This window comes from Paenibacillus sp. 05T425 (genome assembly GCF_056396205.1).
Window position 1 is genome coordinate 147,907 of the sequence record NZ_JBFTLA010000012.1, and the last position, 18,892, is coordinate 166,798.

The 18,892-nt window shown below is 49.5% G+C and carries 19 protein-coding genes; 12 read left to right on the forward strand and 7 right to left on the reverse strand.

Features of this window, described 5'->3' with window-relative positions:
- Positions 1 to 94 precede the first annotated feature (94 nt).
- The 5 genes from AC1DF0_RS24930 (at position 95) to AC1DF0_RS24950 (ending at position 5,155) form a co-directional block, all read left to right on the forward strand.
- Positions 95 to 625, forward strand: a complete 531-nt coding sequence (locus AC1DF0_RS24930; RefSeq protein WP_477575818.1) for a hypothetical protein — start codon at positions 95 to 97, stop codon at positions 623 to 625.
- Between the two features lie 280 nt (positions 626 to 905).
- Positions 906 to 3,389, forward strand: coding sequence for an EAL domain-containing protein (locus AC1DF0_RS24935; RefSeq protein ID WP_477575820.1), 2,484 nt, complete (start codon positions 906 to 908; stop codon positions 3,387 to 3,389).
- A 100-nt stretch (positions 3,390 to 3,489) separates the two neighbouring features.
- Positions 3,490 to 4,194 carry an IMP cyclohydrolase gene (locus AC1DF0_RS24940; RefSeq protein ID WP_477575822.1) on the forward strand — a complete coding sequence of 235 codons (705 nt, stop codon included), beginning with the start codon at positions 3,490 to 3,492 and terminating at the stop codon, positions 4,192 to 4,194.
- Between the two features lie 18 nt (positions 4,195 to 4,212).
- Positions 4,213 to 4,776 (forward strand): TlpA family protein disulfide reductase, encoded by a 564-nt coding sequence (locus AC1DF0_RS24945; RefSeq protein WP_477575824.1) that lies wholly within the window; start codon positions 4,213 to 4,215, stop codon positions 4,774 to 4,776.
- Entirely contained in the window at positions 4,766 to 5,155 is a 390-nt protein-coding gene (locus AC1DF0_RS24950) for a ribosomal maturation YjgA family protein (RefSeq protein ID WP_442050787.1), read from the forward strand. The genes AC1DF0_RS24945 and AC1DF0_RS24950 overlap by 11 nt, the downstream gene beginning before the upstream one ends.
- Here AC1DF0_RS24950 and AC1DF0_RS24955 read toward each other — a convergent pair.
- On the reverse strand, positions 5,152 to 5,823 hold the full coding sequence (locus AC1DF0_RS24955) for an AlkZ-related protein (RefSeq protein WP_442050788.1): 672 nt from the start codon (positions 5,821 to 5,823) through the stop codon (positions 5,152 to 5,154). The genes AC1DF0_RS24950 and AC1DF0_RS24955 overlap by 4 nt on opposite strands.
- Positions 5,824 to 5,981: 158 nt before the next feature.
- On the opposite strand from AC1DF0_RS24955, the gene AC1DF0_RS24960 reads away from it, so the two are divergent.
- Both AC1DF0_RS24960 and AC1DF0_RS24965 read left to right on the forward strand, forming a co-directional pair.
- Positions 5,982 to 6,794: an alpha/beta fold hydrolase gene (locus AC1DF0_RS24960; protein WP_442050789.1), complete on the forward strand. Its 813-nt coding sequence runs from the start codon at positions 5,982 to 5,984 to the stop codon at positions 6,792 to 6,794.
- 54 nt (positions 6,795 to 6,848) lie between these two features.
- Entirely contained in the window at positions 6,849 to 7,532 is a 684-nt protein-coding gene (locus AC1DF0_RS24965; RefSeq protein ID WP_477575827.1) for a hypothetical protein, read from the forward strand.
- Between the two features lie 60 nt (positions 7,533 to 7,592).
- Here AC1DF0_RS24965 and AC1DF0_RS24970 read toward each other — a convergent pair whose 3' ends face one another.
- A complete protein-coding gene (locus tag AC1DF0_RS24970) occupies positions 7,593 to 8,249 on the reverse strand; it encodes a hypothetical protein (RefSeq protein ID WP_477575829.1) in 657 nt (218 codons plus the stop codon).
- Positions 8,250 to 8,403: 154 nt separating this feature from the next.
- Here AC1DF0_RS24970 and AC1DF0_RS24975 point away from each other — a divergent pair, with 154 nt between their 5' ends.
- Together AC1DF0_RS24975 and AC1DF0_RS24980 are read left to right on the forward strand one after the other, a co-directional pair.
- Complete coding sequence (locus AC1DF0_RS24975; protein ID WP_477575831.1) at positions 8,404 to 9,450, forward strand: LacI family DNA-binding transcriptional regulator; 1,047 nt, start codon at positions 8,404 to 8,406, stop codon at positions 9,448 to 9,450.
- Positions 9,451 to 9,469: 19 nt separating this feature from the next.
- Entirely contained in the window at positions 9,470 to 11,659 is a 2,190-nt protein-coding gene (locus AC1DF0_RS24980) for an alpha-galactosidase (RefSeq protein WP_477575833.1), read from the forward strand.
- A 338-nt stretch (positions 11,660 to 11,997) separates the two neighbouring features.
- Here AC1DF0_RS24980 and AC1DF0_RS24985 read toward each other — a convergent pair whose 3' ends face one another.
- Both AC1DF0_RS24985 and AC1DF0_RS24990 read right to left on the reverse strand, forming a co-directional pair.
- Positions 11,998 to 12,504, reverse strand: a complete 507-nt coding sequence (locus AC1DF0_RS24985; RefSeq protein ID WP_477575835.1) for an SRPBCC domain-containing protein — start codon at positions 12,502 to 12,504, stop codon at positions 11,998 to 12,000.
- Between the two features lie 145 nt (positions 12,505 to 12,649).
- Positions 12,650 to 12,937 (reverse strand): hypothetical protein, encoded by a 288-nt coding sequence (locus AC1DF0_RS24990; protein WP_442050795.1) that lies wholly within the window; start codon positions 12,935 to 12,937, stop codon positions 12,650 to 12,652.
- 269 nt (positions 12,938 to 13,206) lie between these two features.
- Between AC1DF0_RS24990 and AC1DF0_RS24995 the strand changes: the two genes are divergently transcribed.
- Together AC1DF0_RS24995 and AC1DF0_RS25000 are read left to right on the forward strand one after the other, a co-directional pair.
- The gene (locus AC1DF0_RS24995) at positions 13,207 to 14,028 is read left to right on the forward strand and encodes a MerR family transcriptional regulator (protein ID WP_477575838.1); all 822 of its coding nucleotides are present in this window, start codon (positions 13,207 to 13,209) and stop codon (positions 14,026 to 14,028) included.
- Between the two features lie 7 nt (positions 14,029 to 14,035).
- Entirely contained in the window at positions 14,036 to 15,814 is a 1,779-nt protein-coding gene (locus AC1DF0_RS25000) for an ABC transporter ATP-binding protein (protein WP_477575933.1), read from the forward strand.
- A 45-nt stretch (positions 15,815 to 15,859) separates the two neighbouring features.
- On the opposite strand, the gene AC1DF0_RS25005 is transcribed toward AC1DF0_RS25000, so the two are convergent.
- Together AC1DF0_RS25005 and AC1DF0_RS25010 are read right to left on the reverse strand one after the other, a co-directional pair.
- Positions 15,860 to 16,591 (reverse strand): MOSC domain-containing protein, encoded by a 732-nt coding sequence (locus tag AC1DF0_RS25005; RefSeq protein ID WP_477575840.1) that lies wholly within the window; start codon positions 16,589 to 16,591, stop codon positions 15,860 to 15,862.
- Positions 16,592 to 16,745: 154 nt separating this feature from the next.
- Positions 16,746 to 17,423 carry a TIGR00266 family protein gene (locus tag AC1DF0_RS25010; protein ID WP_477575842.1) on the reverse strand — a complete coding sequence of 226 codons (678 nt, stop codon included), beginning with the start codon at positions 17,421 to 17,423 and terminating at the stop codon, positions 16,746 to 16,748.
- A 231-nt stretch (positions 17,424 to 17,654) separates the two neighbouring features.
- Here AC1DF0_RS25010 and AC1DF0_RS25015 point away from each other — a divergent pair, with 231 nt between their 5' ends.
- Positions 17,655 to 18,248: a YitT family protein gene (locus AC1DF0_RS25015; RefSeq protein ID WP_477575844.1), complete on the forward strand. Its 594-nt coding sequence runs from the start codon at positions 17,655 to 17,657 to the stop codon at positions 18,246 to 18,248.
- Between the two features lie 73 nt (positions 18,249 to 18,321).
- Here AC1DF0_RS25015 and AC1DF0_RS25020 read toward each other — a convergent pair whose 3' ends face one another.
- Positions 18,322 to 18,837: a DinB family protein gene (locus tag AC1DF0_RS25020; RefSeq protein ID WP_442050806.1), complete on the reverse strand. Its 516-nt coding sequence runs from the start codon at positions 18,835 to 18,837 to the stop codon at positions 18,322 to 18,324.
- Between the last annotated feature and the right edge of the window lie 55 nt (positions 18,838 to 18,892).

Consider the following 18,892-nt stretch of genomic DNA (forward strand, 5'->3'; position numbering starts at 1 on the left):
ATGTCTATAGGACGTCTTGCATGGGCAAAATAATCCAGTAGAGGACGGCTTCCTCTTGAGCATCACGATTCTATAGGATGAAGGAGTGGCATACATGTCAGCAAAATGGTTCATACCGGCGCTAGCTTTATCTGCTCTATTGTTCGCAGCCCCTGTCTGGGCGGCAGCAATTCCGGAGGCTAACGTCTCTGAACAGCAAGCGCAAACGCCGGGAGACGCGAAGCAGGAGCATCATCATGGGCATATGACGCGCAAAGATTTCGAAGCGCATCGCCTTGAGCGCCTGAAAGAGATGGCGCAATACTTCGGCATTGACACATCGGGCAAGACGGCGCAGCAGCTTAAGCAGGAGCTTGAGGTTGCGAAGACGTCCAATAAGGACAAATGGGAAGCCTATAAGGCTGAGCATAAAGCGAGAAGGCTGGAGCATCTACGCGATATTGCCGCCAAGCACGGCATTAAGACGGACGGCAAGAGCGAAGAGCAGCTGCGCGAAGAATTGTACAAGCTCCACGGCGGCAGAAGCAGAGGCCATGGCGAGCAGCCTTCCGGGGGCTGGCACATTCATGAGCAGGATGGGGAGCAAGAGCAGGAACAGAAGCAGCAGGTTGAAGAAGCCAAGTAGCAGCCATAATTACTGAGGCTAGAGGAAATGAGTTCTGTTGCTGGCTAATAATGAAGAACCGTTAGGCAAGCGATTTGCTTGCTTAACGGTTCTTTTTGCATGGAATGATGTATAAACATGTGACACTCTTTGCATGGCGCTTTTTGTCGATTATTTTACCTGTAAACTTATGCAAATAGCATTGTAATGACTATATTTTGTCAAGTATACTAGATCCATATCATATTTTGACATATTGCGTCGATTTATGCTTGTCCAACATGGAGGGACGGATAGAGTAATGAGGAAGTTTCGCTTAAGCATCGCCCAGAAGCTTGTCATATCCTTAGGGATGCTTATACTCCTATCTTTCGGAACATTGGTTTCGGTCCATCTTGGCAAGCTTTACGATACGAATCTGAAAGAGAGCGAACTGCTCGCACAGACCGAGTCCATGGCATACTCCCATCGATTCTCGAAGGAAATCGATGAGACAATTGCGATGCTCGAAACGTTAAGAACAACGATGACGCAGATGCGACAGGATCAAACGCAAAATCGTGAAAGTGTTGTCCAAGTGCTGCAGAAGGTGCTGGAAGAGCATCCGGATGTGCTTGGCATATATACATTATGGGAAGCCGATGCATTCGATGGTCAGGACGCGCTGCATCGAAACCGGCTAAGCTATGACGACGGGACCGGGAGGTTCATCCCTTATGCCGTACGCATGGGTGATGAAATTGCAGTACTGCCTGTTCAGAACTACGAGGACGAGGTCGAAGGCGCATTTTATCAAATTCCGAAACAAACGAAGCGGTTTTCAATTATTGAGCCTTTTATGTATGAAGTAGAAGGCAGGCAGCTGCCAATGACTTCACTAGTACTGCCGATTTTGGACGATCAAGGCGAATTCCTGGGCATGGTTGGCGCCGATTATTCGCTTGAGGAAGTTCAAGCGCAGATCGAGACGATCCATCCGCTTGGCGGCTATGTGAATATTATAACATCAGACAATCGATATCTAGCTAACGGACGCAATTCCGAGCTTGTAATGAAGCCTTACATAACGTGGCCAGGCGAAGAAGGGAACGAGCTGCTAAGAAGCGATAAGCCGGAGTTGTCATATACGGATGATTCTGAGCAGACGGGGAAAGTATTCAGATTGTTTTATCCTATTCCGATCAAGGATCAGCTGTGGCATTTCGAAACGATTATTCCAAAAGATAATATGCTGGCGGATTTCAAAAAAAGCTTAGCCGATTCGATCCTTATTTCCATTGTTGCGCTATTCCTGGTGTCTATTATTATTATTTTTTTGGTCCGTATCATTATATTGGAAAACATCCGCAAGGTCATTCATGTAACGAGCGCTGTTGCGGCGGGCATTATGGACCATAAGCTTGACATTCAATCGAATGACGAGTTCGAATACATGGCGCACCAGTTCAACAAAATGATTGATCACCGCATTGAGGCGGAGCAGTTGATTGAATACCAGGCGACGCATGATCTGCTGACCAGCCTGCCGAATCGCAACGCCTATCATCGTTATATTGAGAATCTACTATTATCCGGCATACCTCGCCAAGGACATCTTGTGCTGCTGTTCATCGATTTGGACCGTTTCAAGGTCATTAACGATACACTCGATTATGGAAGCGGCGATAAGCTGTTGAAGCAGATTGCCGATCGGATCGTCCAAGCGGTTGGGACGCAAGGCAAAGTGTTCCGCTTCGGCGGAGACGAGTTCATTGCTCTGCTGGAGGATGTCAATCATCTGCATCGGACGCTGATGCTGGCTGACGACGTTCTGTCGGCAATTGCCGAACAACTCGTCATTAATGAGCGGATGTTCTACATTACGGCGAGTATTGGAATGAGTATTAAGAGCGAGCTGGGGATGGAGACGGGCGATCAGCTTGTGAAAGAAGCGGATATTGCCATGTACGTGGCAAAGAAGGAACGAAACACTTCGAAAATGTATTCGCCGTCCATGAACGATGTGCCGAAGAAAGAGCTTATGCTCGAGAACAGCCTGTACAAAGCGCTTGAGAAAGGCCAATTCACCCTCTTCTATCAACCGAAAATTGATATGATGACGGGCCGGATTTACGGCGCGGAAGCGCTCATCAGGTGGAAGCACCCGGAATTCGGCATGGTGTCGCCGCTGGACTTTATCCCGATTGCGGAAAAAACAGGCTTCATCATTCCGCTTGGGGAATGGGTGCTGCATACAGCTTGCCAGCAAATCCGCGAATGGGAGCGGATGGGGATGACGGACATGTCCGTCAGCGTAAATATGTCGATGCTGCAGTTCCAGCAAAAGCATATCGTCCATACGATCGAACACATTATTTCCAACGCCGGCATCAGGCCGGGGCAGATCGAATTGGAAATAACCGAATCGATCTTCATGGACAATGCGGAGCATACGCTCAAAGTGCTGCATGAGCTTCAGAACCTTGGCGTGAAGCTGTCGCTGGACGATTTCGGTACCGGTTATTCATCGCTAAGCTATCTTCAAAATATACCATTGCATACGCTGAAGCTCGACAAATCGTTCATCAGCGACATCGTATCCGACTTCAAGAAGCAGATGATATTCAAGTCGTTGATCGTCATTGCCCATAACTTGAACCTGAAGGTTGTAACCGAAGGCGTCGAGACGCAAGAGGAACTCAGCATTATTCGCGAGCATAATTGCGATGCCGTACAAGGCTATATTTACAGCCCTCCCGTGCCAGCGGCGCGTTTTGTAGAAATTTATTTGCACCATAACCAATAGCGAACAGGAAATACCGTCTACTAGAAGTCGGTATTTCTTTTAGTACAAAGGAAAGCTATGATAAATAAATCATAAAAACATATAAAGGTGGAAGGTCAGAATGACTTTGTTCGAACAGCAGCTTTTTGCAAATCCATATCCCGGAAGAACCCTGGCAATTGGAATGACACCTTCAGGACAATATTACGCGCAAATCTATTGGATCATGGGAAGAAGCGACAATAGCCGCAATCGTGTGTTCGAGCTCAACGGGCAGAGCGTGAGGAACGCGGCTTATGATCCAGCGAAGCTCGAGGACCCCTCCTTGATCATCTATTACCCGATTAAGGTGTGCGGGGAGCAGCATATCGTATCGAATGGTGATCAGACAGACACGTTATATGACGGATTTACGCAAGGGATTTCATTCGAGGACGCGTTAAAAAAGAGACAGTACGAGCCCGACCCGCCGCATTACACGCCTCGGATTTCAGGTGTGATCGACACTCATGAGCGCCGTTACAGCGTCTCGATCTTAAAGTCAAATAACAACGATCCGTCCGTCTGTATCCGCAATTTCTATCACTATAGTTCCTTTACGCCAGGAATAGGGCATTGCATACATACCTATAGGGCGGAGGAGCAAGGCGTACTGCGGCCGTTCCTTGGTGAGCCTATGGAGGTGCCGATTTTTGATTCAATAGAAGAAACGGCTGAATTTTATTGGCGCAACCTTAACGAAGACAACAAAATTTCATTGGTAGTCAAGTTTATTAGCGTGCAGGATCATTCCGTACAATATGTCATACTGAACAAAAATCGATAAGAAGCGGGGCCGCTAAAGGTGACGAAGAAAAAGCTGCTCGCGGCGATCGCGGGCTTGCTCGTAACGACGGGGATTGTCGTTGGCGTGTTTCTGGTCCTTCGGTTCGTGTTGCAATCTGCGCCGCTTGAGACCGTCATGTCGGAACAGTACGGCAATCGCATGATCGACTTTGAATTGATGGATATGAACGGCAATATGACCCCGGTATCCGCATCGTCGGGCAAGCCGAAACTGATTAACTTCTGGGCTTCATGGTGTCCGGGCTGCCATGACGAGGCAGAGTCATTAAACCGCATCTATGCGAAGTATAAGGATGAGGTCGAGATCATATCCGTTAACGTCAGGACGGAAGATACGGTAGAGGAAGCACAAGCGTTTTTGGATGCGTACGACATCCAAATGCCGGCCTTGCTTGATGAGGATGGTACGGTGTCCGCACAGTACATGATATCGGCTATCCCAACTAATTTTTTCGTCAAGAGGGATGGCACAATCCATAAAATCACGTTCGAGATTACGGAGGCTGGCGCTGAGGCGTTCATTAAAGAGCTGTTAGTCGATAACGAGAACGATGAAAGCTAGACTCTATTATGGAGCAGCTATTCTCTTTCTAATTGCTGCGGGCCTTGGCGTCAGACGTTATTCGGCTGCTTTTCCTCCATTCGTATCGGACCATTTTGGAGACGGGCTGTGGGCGTGCATGATCTATTGCGGCGTTCGATGCTTGTGGGTGAACAAGATGGTAGGATGGGCGGTCGTCATAAGCACGGCCATTTGTTTCGGCATTGAGTTCAGTCAGCTCTATCAAGCGAATTGGATCAATGAGATCAGAGATACGACCCTTGGCGCTTTGGTCCTTGGCCACGGATTTCTGTTTGTTGATTTAGTCAGATATAGCATTGGCATTATGCTGGCGGTGATCGTAGATGGAATAATGAAACGCCTAAGTCCGCGGACTTAGGCGTTTAGTTTAAGTTTTTTGGCAAAATAGCTATACGACTTGTCCGTCGTACATAACTCGTGAAGACTTGCTTGAATCTGCTCCTTGGCCTGCTCGATTGATGGATCCGCTAGCGGAAGCTTGTCCTGAAGCTGCTCGAGCCAATAGTCTGACGTTTCGTAGCACATGCTGCTCCAGCCTCCGTCATGATCGCTTTCTTTCGCTCCGGTAATGACAATGTCTCCGAAGTTCTGGAGTTGAACGAGCGCGGACTCGTAATCCTTCTTCTGCTCCTTCGCATCAAGCCTAGCTGCTTTCCGCAATTGCCTTGTATCTATGTTGCCTGCCTCACGGATAAGCTCGTACAGCCTATAGGCATGTGTCGATAATAGCCCGTCCCGATACCTCTCTTCTACCGATGTTCCACCCGATAGTAACAACCGAACAAGCGGAAAGGCATCGACATGAATGAAGGAGGCCTTCGTACCGAAAAATTTCCCGTACGCTGCATAACCATCCTTCACGATGCGAGTGCGCCAAAGCCAAGGATCGAGCTCTGTGCCCGAATGCCATTCATTATCGGCTGTTGCAGCGGTAAGTGAAGGATATCCAGCTACGAGATCGGAGAATGGAAATATGCGATAGCGGATAACTTGCTCGACAAACTGATCATAGGTTGTCTTACTCATTTTTTTTTCAAAAGCCTCCCCGCAATGGTTATGTTGAAACCTACTGTTAATTATATCCATTGTAAGTTTGGTTTGCTATAGACGATTAGGCCATCACCCATTGCCGGCAAGATGCGTATTCTGATTGTATTGAGGATTGAGCCTAGGGAGGAATCGGGATGGGATATTTTGTGGAAGTGGAGACGGATGTGAAGATCTATGTGGAGGACGTGAATCCGTCCAGCAGCAAAGTGATCTTCTTCATTCATGGCTGGCCGGCGAGCCATAAGCTGTTCGAGTATCAGTTCAACGTGCTGCCGGCAATGGGTTATCGTTGTATCGGTATCGACCTTCGCGGCTTCGGTCAATCCGACAAACCGTGGGACGGGTATAGCTACGATCGGCTGGCGGACGATATTCGCTGTGTCGTCGAAGCGCTCGGACTGCGGAGCTTCGTGCTGGTCGCACATTCGGTCGGCGGGGCGATTGCGATCCGTTATATGGCGCGTTACCAAGGGTACGGCGTGAAGAAGCTCGTACTGCTCGCCGCCGCCGCGCCTAGCTTCACGCGTCGTCCGAATTTCCCGTATGGGCTGGAGAAGGCTGATGTGAATAAGCTTATCGATGCGACGTATAATAATCGACCGCGAATGCTGCAGGATCTCACTTATATGTTCTTTTACCAGAATGTCGGCGAACCGCTCGCGGATTGGTTTTTTCAGATGAATCTCCAGGCAGCAGGTTACTCGACAGCAGCGGTGCTGGAGTCGTTAAGGGACGAGGTATTGTTCGGCGACTTGCCTTGGATTAAAGTGCCTACTTTGATCCTGCAAGGCATTCATGACGAGATTAGCAAGCCGCCGCTGGCGGAAGCGCTGCATGAGGGGATTGCCAATTCACGCTTAATCTGGCTGTATAACAGCGGTCATGGATTGATGTGGGAGCAGCGGAATGAGGTCAACGACGAGATAAGCAAGTTTATTGATCGATGAAGCAACCTATAGAGATTGCGCCCCGTCTAATATGGAAAATAGAGGGGGATTGCCATGAAGCGATTAATCGGAGGCCGATATGCTGTTGCCGTCATGTTATTGATCGTGCTAATCTTGCTTGCGGCAGGCTGCGACGGAGGACAAGGCGGATATAAGGATAATGTTTTAATTGGCCACTTTTCAAGAGTGGATCACGAACAAGGAAAGGTCATCGTCGACATTTCGGAGTGGGCGCATCGGAACGATAAAGGTCAGGTTCGGAATGATTGGGGAATGGAATATCACGGCCAACTGACGAACAGTACTGTCGTTCGCAATGAAACAGGAGAGAAAGTCGAGCTTGCAGCCATAAAACGCGGCCAGAAATTGCGGATTTATCCGCCAGATCCAAGCAATGATAAGATAGATGAGCTTGTTGTCTTGGAGATGACAGTTCAAGAGAAATATAAGCGTATGGGACTGCTTGCCCCAGGCAATGACCGGCTTTACACCGTTGTCATAAGCGGGCAAGATGCCAGCGAGCGATATGTTGACAGCAACATGGAGCAAGAACTCCATAACGCCCTGCAAGGGGGGCTTTCGTTGATGGAATATGATCCGAAAGCAAATGAGCTTGTCGATGTAAAGGACGAGTTCGCGCTTAAGGCGTTCCCGGCGTTTCTCGTATTTGATAATGAGAAACTGGTTTACAAGACATATAAGACAGATGAATTGGAGAAATTTCTGCAATCGAAATAAAAGAAGAACGGCTGGCTTAGAGGGAGGAGTGCCCCTTTAAGCCAGCCGTTTCTTTTTACCTTAGATCGTCCACTGTGAATGAACGATTGCGCTCACATACCAAGCGCCTTCATATTGCTCGAGCACAAGGATAAGGCTTTCCCAATCCATGCCTTCGTACTGGGCATCGAAGCCGCTGAAATGATAATCAACCGTGTAGCTATCAGGGAATACATCCTTTATATTGACGAGCGTATTGCCATGGCCGATAATCTCGTCTTCGCCAACGGTCTCTGCTTCGATAAACGGTTTGTCATAGACAAACTTATCGTAATATTGCGCGAAGGTGAGGGCGATCGGTTCGCCGGAGCCGTCATAAGCACCCCAAGTATGAATGGTCGCATCGGTCAGTGCAGGCAGAGCATCTGCCTGAAAGGTGAGCGCGGATGCTTGATCAATATGGGCATAAGGAGAGAATAGCAGCCCTTTGACCGGATGAACGAGCGAAGCAAGCATCGTTAGATCTTTGTCTTTAAGCGCTTGAATAATAGCATCTGCGGCCTCATGGGTTGTCGCATAGGTTGTTGGGGGCGGAGCTTCGGTCTCGCTGACTGCCGGGCTAGTTGTTGGGCTTGTTGTCGGCTCGTTCTCATTGGAATTGATATTGCCGCCATTAGCTGCACACCCTATTAAGAGTGCGGTTAGCGCGAAGGCAAACAACAGTTTCTTTATCATCATAATCACCTCAACTGGTTATTCATGAATGTTATTGTATGATGTCAGACGTAATCGGCATGCGAATGTTGCAGGCGGTATTGTCATGAAAGCGCTCATTTGCTAAAATAGGCATTGTAACGTTTAGTAAATTTATTAACTAAATAGAAGGTGGAACATGGCAACGATCAAACAGATTGCGCAAGAAGCCGGTGTTTCCGCTGCCACCGTATCTCGGGTACTTAATAACGATATGACTTTATCCGTCAGTGAAGAGACGAGATCACGCATCTTTAGCATTGCCGAACAGCTCCAATATAAGCCGTCCCGATTGCGTCGAATGAAGAAAGAAGAGCTGCTGTCGAGGCAGCAAGTAGGTTTGCTTATGTGGTCATCGATTGAGGATGAACATAACGATCCCTATTTCTCTTCCATACGCAAAGGAATTGAGACGCGATGCGAAGAGCTTGGCCTCTCGATTGTAAAGGTGCTTCGCGGTAATGCTCGTGCTGAATGGCAGTCTTTGCACGAGTTGGACGGTCTCATTGTCATCGGTTCGATTAACGATCAGGATGTCAATTCGCTCTATGCGCATCGCGACCGGATCGTGTTTCTGAACCATAGCACGCCTCCTCACGATTGCGATTCGGTCAATCTCCATTTCGAACAAGCGATGAAGGACGTGCTTGGCCATTTATTCACGCTTGGCCATACGAGGATCGCTTTAATCGGCGGGGAAGAACGTGTCCATTCGCTAGGGCAGCAAACGCAGCAAGTTCAGGTAATTCTCGATCCCCGCAGCTATCATTTCGAGCTGCTCATGCAAGAGCGAGACTTGTATCGTCCTGAATTTGCGATTACTGCAGATTGGTCAACCGGCGGCGGCTATGACGCAATGAACCGGTTGCTGGATCAAGCGGAGCTTCCAACAGCTTGCTTCGTTGCAAGCGATCCGATGGCAGTCGGCGCCTTGCGCGCCCTGCATGAGCGAGGAGTATCGGTCCCGGAGGAGATGGCGGTCATCGGATTCGACGATATAGAGCTGTCCGCCTACTTGAATCCGCCGCTTACGACCGTTCGCGCCCATACCGAGCAGATGGGCAGAACAGCAGCGCAGCTGCTGCTGGAGCGTATTGAAGGTCGCGAGGCAGCCGTTCATGTAAGGGTCAATACGACATTGATGGTAAGGGAAAGCTGCGGTCACGATTTAACGAAATTACATTAATAGGTTAGGGGATATTACGATGTCTATTCATTATGATGAACAGAAAGCATTATTCCATTTGCAATCCAAGGATACGAGCTATGTCATTCAATTAACGAAGCAAGGTTTCCCTGCGCACTTGTATTGGGGCAAGAAGGTTCGCGGCCTGCAACTGGACCGATTGCTTGAGCTTAAAGAGCGCGCATCGTTCAGTCCAAGCACGGATCTAAGCCAGCTTTCGTTGTCGCTCGATACGCTGCCGCAGGAATATCCGACTTACGGAAGCTCCGACTTCCGGACACCTGCTATTCAAGTTGCGCTGCCGAACGGTTCGACTGTTACGGAGCTAAGCTACGAATCCCATACGATTCGCAGCGGCAAGCCGGCGCTAACTGGATTGCCTTCTGTATACACGGAGCAAGACGACGAGGCGCAAACTTTGGAAATAACATTGAAAGACGAGCTATCGGGACTCACTGTCGTTCTTTCCTATACCGTCTTTGAGAACTTCGACGCGATTACTCGCTCGGCAATGATTACGAACAATGGCAGTTCAACACTGCAGTTGCAACGGGCGCTTAGCATGAGTCTTGACTTCGCGCATGATCGGTTCGAAATGCTGCAATTATCGGGTGCATGGACACGCGAGCGTTACGTGCACAAGCGCAAGCTCGAGCCTGGCATGCAATCTGTAGAGAGCCGCAGAGGCTCAAGCAGCCATGTGCAAAATCCGTTCATCGCGCTGCTAGCTGAAGGAGCCGACGAGGATCATGGTGATGTGTATGGAGCAAGCTTCGTATACAGCGGCAACTTCATTGCCGGCGTCGAAGTCGATCAATTCCATTCGGCTAGGCTGTTCATGGGCCTCAATCCATTCGACTTCAACTGGCAGTTGGAAGCGGGTGAGCAGTTCCAGACACCGGAGGTCGTTCTCGTTCACTCTGATCAGGGGCTTGGCGGCATGTCGCGCAGCTTCCATGATTTATATCGCTCTAGGCTGATTCGCGGCCAATTCCGCGATCAGACACGTCCAATTCTCGTCAACAACTGGGAAGCAACGTACTTTAACTTCACCGCAGACAAGATTGAATCGATTGCAAAGGTCGGACAAGAGCTGGGTATCGAACTATTCGTACTAGATGACGGTTGGTTCGGCAAACGTGACAATGACACGACATCGCTGGGCGATTGGTTCGTTGACCGCAACAAGCTTCCTAACGGTCTTGAGGATCTCGTTAGCCGCGTGAAGAAGCTTGATATGCAGTTCGGACTTTGGTTCGAACCGGAGATGATCTCGCCGGAGAGCGAGCTCTACCGCKATCATCCGGACTGGTGTCTGCATATTGATGGGCGCAGACGGACGCAAGCCCGCCAGCAGCTTATTCTTGACCTAAGCCGTGCTGACGTTCGCGAGTACATCGTACGCGTCATTTCGGATATTCTCTCCAGCGCGCCGATCACCTACGTGAAGTGGGATATGAACCGCAATATGACCGAGATCGGCTCGGCGCTTCTGCCGGCGGAACGCCAACGCGAGACGGCACACCGTTACATGCTTGGTTTGTACGAAGTGCTTGAGAAGATCACAAGCGCATTCCCGCATATTTTGTTCGAGAGCTGCTCGGGCGGAGGCGGACGTTTCGATCCGGGGATGCTGTATTACATGCCGCAAACATGGACGAGCGACAATACCGATGCCGTTTCCCGTCTGAAAATTCAATACGGTACAAGCATTGTGTATCCGGTAAGCGCAATGGGCGCGCATGTGTCGGCAGTACCGAACCATCAGGTAGGCCGAATCACGTCGCTTGAGACGCGCGGCAATGTCGCACTCTCGGGCAACTTCGGCTACGAGCTGGATTTGACGAAATTTACGGAACAAGAAAAGGAAACCGTTAAAGAGCAAGTGGCGCTGTATAAGGAAGTGCGTCATCTGGTACAGTTCGGCGACTTCTACCGCTTGCTTAGCCCGTTCGAGGGGAACGAGACGGCATGGATGTTCGTAGCGAAGGATAAGAGCGAGGCATTCGTTGTGTTAGCTGCCGTTCTTCAAGAGCCGTATCCGAAGCTGAACCGCTTCCGTCTGAAGGGCCTTGATCCGAACCGCGATTATGAGCTGGTTGGCGAGGAAGGCGCATACGGCGGCGATGAGCTGATGCATGCCGGCCTTAAGTTGCCGCAGTTCCACGGTGATTACGCTAGCCGTGTCTATCGTTTCCGTACGGTGTAGCAGCAACCAGCCTGCGGGTTAGTCATTTATGAGGATTTTCTCCCGTTATTTTTTAGGGAATGACCAAACAATTAGTGAATAACGGGAAATCCTCATGTTAATTTCAATCCTATCTGCCTGCTATTAAGAATACGGGAAGATTAACGGGAGTAATTCCAGCTATTTGATAAAAACAGGCTTGAACAGCAATAATAACGGTACAATTTCCAGTTATTTCGTTCGAGCGCGCAGTTACGTAAAAAAAACCGTTCTTTGACAAGTGGCGAGAATATCCGCCATCTGAGCAAGGAACGGTTTTTTGTATGCTTACTTTCCCTCCAAGCGTACGAACACAATCCTTACGCTTGAAGACCGCGCAGGTGCTCGGCTAGCCGAGACCAAGTCTGATCCATGCTCGGAATGAGTCCCATCTCCACGGTTCGCTTCAGCGCGCCCGACGAAACGAATTCAACACGGTTAGTCAGCTTGGTCTTGCCTTGAACGTCTTCGAACGTGACGGTTACGAGCAAACCGTCGTTAGCTTCGATGACTCCGTTCTCGTCGGATATATAATCCTCATAGACGAGCTTGTCCGGCGCTGCGATTTCGCGATAGATCGCTTTGCCCCATGATTTCGTCTGACCATCCTTGAATTCCAGGCAATATTGCCAAGCCCCACCTGGCTGGAGGTCGACATTGCATAACGTAAGATTCCAGTCCCTTGGCCCCCACCAGCGTACGAGCTGGGCCGCTTCCGTATACGCTTGAAACACAAGCTCCCGCGGCGCGTCGAAGCTCCGTTCGAGCATGAGGATGTTGCCTTTAGCTTTTGATTTTAGTTTCAATGCTTCCTTTTTCTTAAACATGCGGTTCTCCTTCATTTAGATGAATCAGAGCTTTCATAAGCTCCTAAAGAGTACATGTATTGTGCCAAAATAGCAACAGGAAGGTACGGACTGCACCTTCCTGTCGCTGTTGCTATAATGGATTGGTATGTAGAGAGAAGGTCAACTAGGCTCCCAGTGAAGCAGAGAAAATGCCCACGATCAACACAAAAACCAAGAAATAAAGAATAGTCACAATCAATGCCCACAGGAGAGCAGCTTTGTAGTAGTTCTGTTTAGTAGGATTGCCTTCTCCGAATGCCCACACGAACATCATGATGATGTTGACGATAGGGATGATGAGAATAAGCATTTGCAGCATCCAGTCCTTAACGCTGATTACCGGCGATACTTGCTGATTCGGATTGTACCCTCCGTTGTAAGGATTGACTTGCGGCTGATTGTTGTAATCCAATTGATTCGCTCCCTTAAGTTTGATTAACGTTGTCACACAACGTTCACATGCTTATTATAGCGGGAACAAACTTTATTACAATCCCTTTTTTGCTAAAATCCCCCTAATTTATTAAAAATACTACGATACTTGTCCTATTTTTCGCTAGAATAGTAGATTAATAGACATCTGTTCAACATCCGTTTAGAAAAATTTGTCGATATCTCTACCTATTATCTATTGCTCTTGACGTTACGTCAAGTCTTACACTTAAGGCAGGAGGTGCGGAAATGGAACAAAGTATGAAGTCTAATCAGAAGTACGGTATAGGCGCTTTCGCGAAGCTGACAGGAGTAACAGAAAGGGCGCTTCGATATTACGATCGCAAAGGGCTGCTCGCGCCGTCTAGCCGCAACGAGCACGGCCATCGTTTTTATACCGAACAAGACCTGTTCCAATTGCAAAAAATATTAACGCTTAAATATTTGGATTTTTCATTGGAGGAGATTCGAAGCTATCTAGAGAAGCCGGAGGTCGATCTGCAGCACTCGTTGGCTTCGCAGTATGAAATGCTGCAGCAGAAGCAGAGGCAGCTTGAACGGGTGATGGAGACGATCTCGCGTATGCAGAAGCTATTGGATGGAGCGGGCAAGGTTGACAGCAACATGCTGCTTGTATTCATTCACAGCATTCAGAATGAGGAAGTGCAGAAGGAGTGGCTGTCGCAGCAAATGCCAGCCTCCGTCGTCGAAGCTATCTTTATGAAAGGCATGTCCAAGGAAGCTCGTCTGGAGCAGGAGAAGACGATGATTGCCATATTGCTGCAGTTGAAGGAGCTCCATCAACAAGGCAAGGACCCGACAGAGACGGAGGTCATGGAGAAGGGGGGCGAGCTGGTTGCTATGCTGGAAGGGCTGCTAGCTCCGATAATGGGCGAGCTTACGGAGCAAGAACGCGCTCAGCTTCAAGAGTTGGGTGAGAGGGAAGGGATGGTCGATCCGTTCTTATTCCCGAACGCTTTTACGCAGGAAGAAGAACTTTATTTCGCCAAAGTGTTCGAGCACATCGAGGCGCTTAAGTCGATTACCGGAGGTGAGAGCAGTGAAGGATAAGGGAAAGATGGAACCCGAGACGACAGGGGGAGCTGGTATGAACGTCAGACAATTTGTTCAGCTCATTGCGAAGCATAAGCCAGCAACATGGCTGATTGCAGCCGCCATGCTGCTGGGAATTGGAGAAACGGCTCTATCGCTTACGATTCCGCTGCTTACGATGGATATGGTCGAAGAACTGTCAGCCTCAAGCTTGCGGGCGGTAACGATTGCCGTACTGGGGACGGTATTTCTGACGCAAACGGCGATGTCAGGTTTCTCGGTCTATACGATGTCCTATATCGGCCAATGCATCATAAGCGGCTTGCGGCGGGAGGTGTGGCAGCGGGTATTGAAGCTGCCTGTTCCGTTCTTCGACCGGAACAGCTCGGGAGAGACGATGAGCCGCGTTACGAACGATACGAACGTCATTAAAGACTTTATCATTGGACATGTTATATCGTTTTTGGGAGGCATTATCTCGGTTATCGGAGGCGTTATTCTGCTGCTGACTATCGATTGGCGTATGACGCTGCTCATGCTTGTAGCAGTACCGGCTGCCCTGCTGATCTTATGGCCGCTTGGGTCGAAGATGTTCAAGGTTTCCAAGTCGATGCAAGATGAGACGGCGTTGTTCCAAGGCGATCTAGGACGCGTGTTATCCGATATTCGGCTCGTAAAGGCATCGCTAGCCGAGCCTTTGGAGAAGCGGCAAGGCAGCTTCCGCATCAATAGGCTGCTCCAATTCGGTCTGCAAGAAGCGAAGATCGTAGCAATTGTATCTCCGCTTATGATGTCGGTCATGCTGCTAATTCTTGTAGTGCTGATCGGTTACGGAGGCGTACGGGTTGCGCAAGGGTCGCTAAGCGGCGGAGAATTGGTTGCTATTATTTTGTACATGTTCCAAATCGTGATGCCTTTCACGCAGATGGCCTCGTTTTTCACGCAGTTTCAGAAAGCGATGGGCGCATCGGAGCGATTGCAAGAGCTGCTGGATGAACAGCCGGAACAATCGGAAGCGGTATTGGAAAGCATCAACAAACACGTAGCAGCTGCGACTTTATCGGCAAATAAACAGCCAATCGAGTTTATAAATGTGGGCTTCGGTTATACGCATGACCGCCCCTTGCTTCAATCGCTTTCGCTGCGAGTGGAGCCAGGAAAGACGACGGCCATCGTTGGGCCAAGCGGCACGGGAAAAACAACGTTGTTCTCGTTGATCGAGCGGTTTTATGAGCCAAGCTCGGGCTTCATTACGTATGGTGAGCAGCCGATTGCCGACATGCCGTTGGACGAATGGCGCGGACGAATCGCCTATGTCTCGCAGGATAGTCCGATGATGGCCGGAACGATTCGGCATAACTTGACCTACGGGCTGGATCTCGAAGCGGAAGACAAGCTGAGGGAGGCGATCAAGCAGGCGAACTTGACCTCGTTCTTAGTTTCGCTTCCGGACGGGTTTGATACGGAAGTAGGCGAGCGGGGCATCAAGCTGTCCGGCGGCCAACGACAGCGCTTAGCCATTGCCAGAGCGATCTTACGCGATCCCGATATCTTGCTGCTTGACGAAGCGACGGCACATCTGGACAGTGAATCGGAGCAACTGGTGCAGGAAGCGCTGCAAGCGCTGATGCAAGGCAGGACGACACTCGTGATCGCTCATCGGCTGTCGACGATACGCGGCGCCGATCGGATTGTTATGCTGGAGAAGGGGGAAGTGACAGGCCAAGGAACGCATACGGAGCTTATGGAATCGCATGCGCTATATTATAAGCTTGTACAGCAGCAAATCGTTGCGGACAGCTAGTCCATCGCCAGTAGTCGTCCGCTTCGCGTATGTCCTGTCGGACGGTTAATTCGTTACAAATACAGCGTCGCCAATTGACAGTGTGCCGGTCTGCTCTACATTAGCATAGACGCCAAAGTTCAGACCGAATTTCTCATTCACGGTTCGCAGCAACGAGCTATCCTTCTCCAGCCGATCAGGATCGATCGTAATCATGGAGCAGCGGTCGCATTCGGATTTCACTTGCAGTCTTATATCTCCGATATGCAGTTGTTTGCCGATCCACTCGCGTTCATGACCTGCATCATTGTTGACGGCTATCACAATATTGGCTCTAAAGCGTCGGTAGTCCAACGACTTGCCCCAAGCGTCCTCAAGCAAACGCAGCGACCGATCCGTAATAATAAGTATGCCGTCGCTATCTACAGCCAGCACGCCATCACGGTCAGGTGCATACTCCAGCATGGTGAGCTTGTTTTTCGAATGGGATTCAATCTCAGCTAACAGCTCATCGTTCCATTCACGAATGCGGCCGTCTGGGCCTGTGATCTGGACCTCAGGGAAAGCGTGCGCTGTGCCTTCGCCAACAAGCTTTGCTTTATATTCAAGCATCCCCGCATAATTGCGGGCGGTGTAATAACGATCCCAGCCTTCCTTCGTCTCATCTATGAAGGCGCGCGCACGGTCGCCATACAGGCCGTGAGTATCGACTTGACTCGAAGACAAGCTCTCGCCTGCGAGAGATTTGACAGGATATCTGTTCAATTGAACGATGGTTCCGATTGGTTTGATCGACATCGTAAGTAAGCACCCTTTCCCTACAGCCTATTTCGATAAAAAAAGGGCAGAGAAGCCGGTTCGCCCAAGCTCCTCTGCCGTATTCAGCATTAGTATAATCGAAAATGCCGCGAATGAAACGCGCTACACCGCTGCAAGGACGGCGATAACCGTTCTACCTTGCCGGTATGAATTGTTTCACCCAGTTGCCGAAGCCTGCCGGATTACGGCTTTGGACAAGGATTACGCCTTCGCCGCGGAATCTGCATACGAGTGCTTCGCCGCTCGTTATGCTGGAGAACCAGCCCTTCGATGCCTTCTCAATCGTGTACTGCATATAGCTCGGCCATGCGACCAAATGCCCGTTATCGACAATGACCTCTTCGCCTGGAGCAAGATTAATTGCATGTATGGCGCCGTACGAGGAGAGGAATACAGTGCCTCTGCCGCTGATCTCGACGATGAAGAAGCCTTCGCCGGAAAACAAGCCTTTCGCGAGATTTTGCATTTTCGTATTGACCTGAATACTGTCCGAGCCGGCTAGGAAGCCGTCCTTCTGCACATTGAGCGTGTAGCTTCCGTCAAGCTCGATGGATTGAATATCGCCCATTGCGGTAGGGGCGAGCAGCACCTCTCCATTTCCCCTTGCAGCGGTCATTTCTTGGAAGAAGAACTTTTCCCCGCTAAGCATTCTTCCGAAACCTCTCATTAGTCCGCCGTCGACCGTGCCAGTCAGATCGATCGTTGGCGACATCGATACCATTGCGCCGGACTCGGCTTTCACTTTCTMGCCCCGATTAAGTCCTACCCTCAGAAGCGCGAACGCTCCTTGGTACAGCACCTCGTATTTCATATGTATTCCTCCCATCAGTTGAAATGTTGTCGTCGTTCACATAGGTTAAGTATAATCCATTTCTACCTTGGAGCGTTAGGTCTAACCATATAGTTAGACACTCCTTATGTACGACTGCAGCACTAATTCGTTTCCTTGGAAGCGAATATCCAATCCATTCCAATTAATCGATCATGACAAGCCCCAGAGGAACATATATATCAGACAGGCTATTATAGGGGACTGGTGGATATGTTTTCGTTGAAAAAGATCGGGGCCATCGTTATTGGCAGCATACTCATCGCTATCGGAATCAATTTTTTCGTTGTGCCGCTCGGTATACTGGATGGCGGCATCATTGGCGTTGCGCTCATCATCAATTACGTCTTCGATATCAAGATTGGGTTGATTATGCTGTTGTGCAGCATACCGATCTTCGTGCTTGCATGGTTCTACAATCGCGAGCTGCTCTATATTAGCGTAAGCGGCTTATTGCTATCCAGTTATGTGATCGATTTCATGGAGCCGTATCAATATTATTTCAGCTACTATATTGAATGGACGCCGTTCACAAGAGCCGTAGTTGGCGGCTTGGCGATCGGAACGGGCATCGGCGTTATGCTCAGGCAGCATGTATCGACGGGCGGAATGGATTTGATCGCGGAATACTTATCCGAGTATATCAAGATTAATGTTGGCATCATCGTGTTAATTATCGACTTGCTCATCATCAGCATCGGTGAATGGATACTCCCGGGCGACAGCTTCTTTCTCTCGCTCATGACGATCACCGCGGGGGGACTTGCTACAAGCTTATGCACGTTACAACGTTCAGAAATAAGTTAAAAGTTAAAAGTTAAATGCTGTAGGCCCCAGTCGCTTGATCGCGACTGGGGCTTGCTTTGTTATAGTGGAGGAGCTAGGCGTTGTATCTGTCGCGGATAATATTCATATGATGCAGCTCATGGCCGGCAATAACATACGCAAGCGCATTGACAGACATCTCATGGTTATTGACGATACCGCGTCTTGCAGGTGCGGTAATCGGCAATGTGCGAAGCAGAGACAAGGTTGAACGGCGAATGCTTGTATAACGCTCCAGGAGTTCTTCGTTCGATAGGGTGTCGAAGGACGCGGGCTCTATATAATCATCCTGTTCGAAACCGGGCAGTGCCGTCCGGTCGCCTCTGGCAATGCGAAGCAGTCGATAGCTCATAATGGCTTCCGTGTCGGCGATATGCCCGAGCACTTCCTTCAAGCTCCACTTGTCCGCAGCATAGCGGTATAAGGCTTGCTGCTCGTTCAGTGAAGAAAAGTAGTTGACCGTATCGGTCTGTTGACGTTCTAGCAGCTCAATAATGTTACCCTCGGGTACAAGACTTATGTATTGATTCTGGTAAGGAATATATTCGTCGCTTGCGGGACGCGTGAACATGATGAAACCATCCTTTCGGGTTTGGGATTATAAGCTAGTATAATAGATAAACCGC

Bases quoted from the DNA above. Each gene is read 5' to 3' on its own strand.
- AC1DF0_RS24930 (WP_477575818.1), top strand. From the start codon at position 95: ATGTCAGCAAAATGGTTCATACCGGCGCTAGCTTTATCTGCTCTATTG.
- AC1DF0_RS24935 (WP_477575820.1), top strand. From the start codon at position 906: ATGAGGAAGTTTCGCTTAAGCATCGCCCAGAAGCTTGTCATATCCTTA.
- AC1DF0_RS24940 (WP_477575822.1), top strand. From the start codon at position 3,490: ATGACTTTGTTCGAACAGCAGCTTTTTGCAAATCCATATCCCGGAAGA.
- AC1DF0_RS24950 (WP_442050787.1), top strand. From the start codon at position 4,766: ATGAAAGCTAGACTCTATTATGGAGCAGCTATTCTCTTTCTAATTGCT.
- AC1DF0_RS24955 (WP_442050788.1), bottom strand. From the start codon at position 5,823: ATGAGTAAGACAACCTATGATCAGTTTGTCGAGCAAGTTATCCGCTAT.
- AC1DF0_RS24960 (WP_442050789.1), top strand. From the start codon at position 5,982: ATGGGATATTTTGTGGAAGTGGAGACGGATGTGAAGATCTATGTGGAG.
- AC1DF0_RS24965 (WP_477575827.1), top strand. From the start codon at position 6,849: ATGAAGCGATTAATCGGAGGCCGATATGCTGTTGCCGTCATGTTATTG.
- AC1DF0_RS24970 (WP_477575829.1), bottom strand. From the start codon at position 8,249: ATGATGATAAAGAAACTGTTGTTTGCCTTCGCGCTAACCGCACTCTTA.
- AC1DF0_RS24975 (WP_477575831.1), top strand. From the start codon at position 8,404: ATGGCAACGATCAAACAGATTGCGCAAGAAGCCGGTGTTTCCGCTGCC.
- AC1DF0_RS24985 (WP_477575835.1), bottom strand. From the start codon at position 12,504: ATGTTTAAGAAAAAGGAAGCATTGAAACTAAAATCAAAAGCTAAAGGC.
- AC1DF0_RS24995 (WP_477575838.1), top strand. From the start codon at position 13,207: ATGGAACAAAGTATGAAGTCTAATCAGAAGTACGGTATAGGCGCTTTC.
- AC1DF0_RS25000 (WP_477575933.1), top strand. From the start codon at position 14,036: ATGGAACCCGAGACGACAGGGGGAGCTGGTATGAACGTCAGACAATTT.
- AC1DF0_RS25005 (WP_477575840.1), bottom strand. From the start codon at position 16,591: ATGTCGATCAAACCAATCGGAACCATCGTTCAATTGAACAGATATCCT.
- AC1DF0_RS25015 (WP_477575844.1), top strand. From the start codon at position 17,655: ATGTTTTCGTTGAAAAAGATCGGGGCCATCGTTATTGGCAGCATACTC.
- AC1DF0_RS25020 (WP_442050806.1), bottom strand. From the start codon at position 18,837: ATGTTCACGCGTCCCGCAAGCGACGAATATATTCCTTACCAGAATCAA.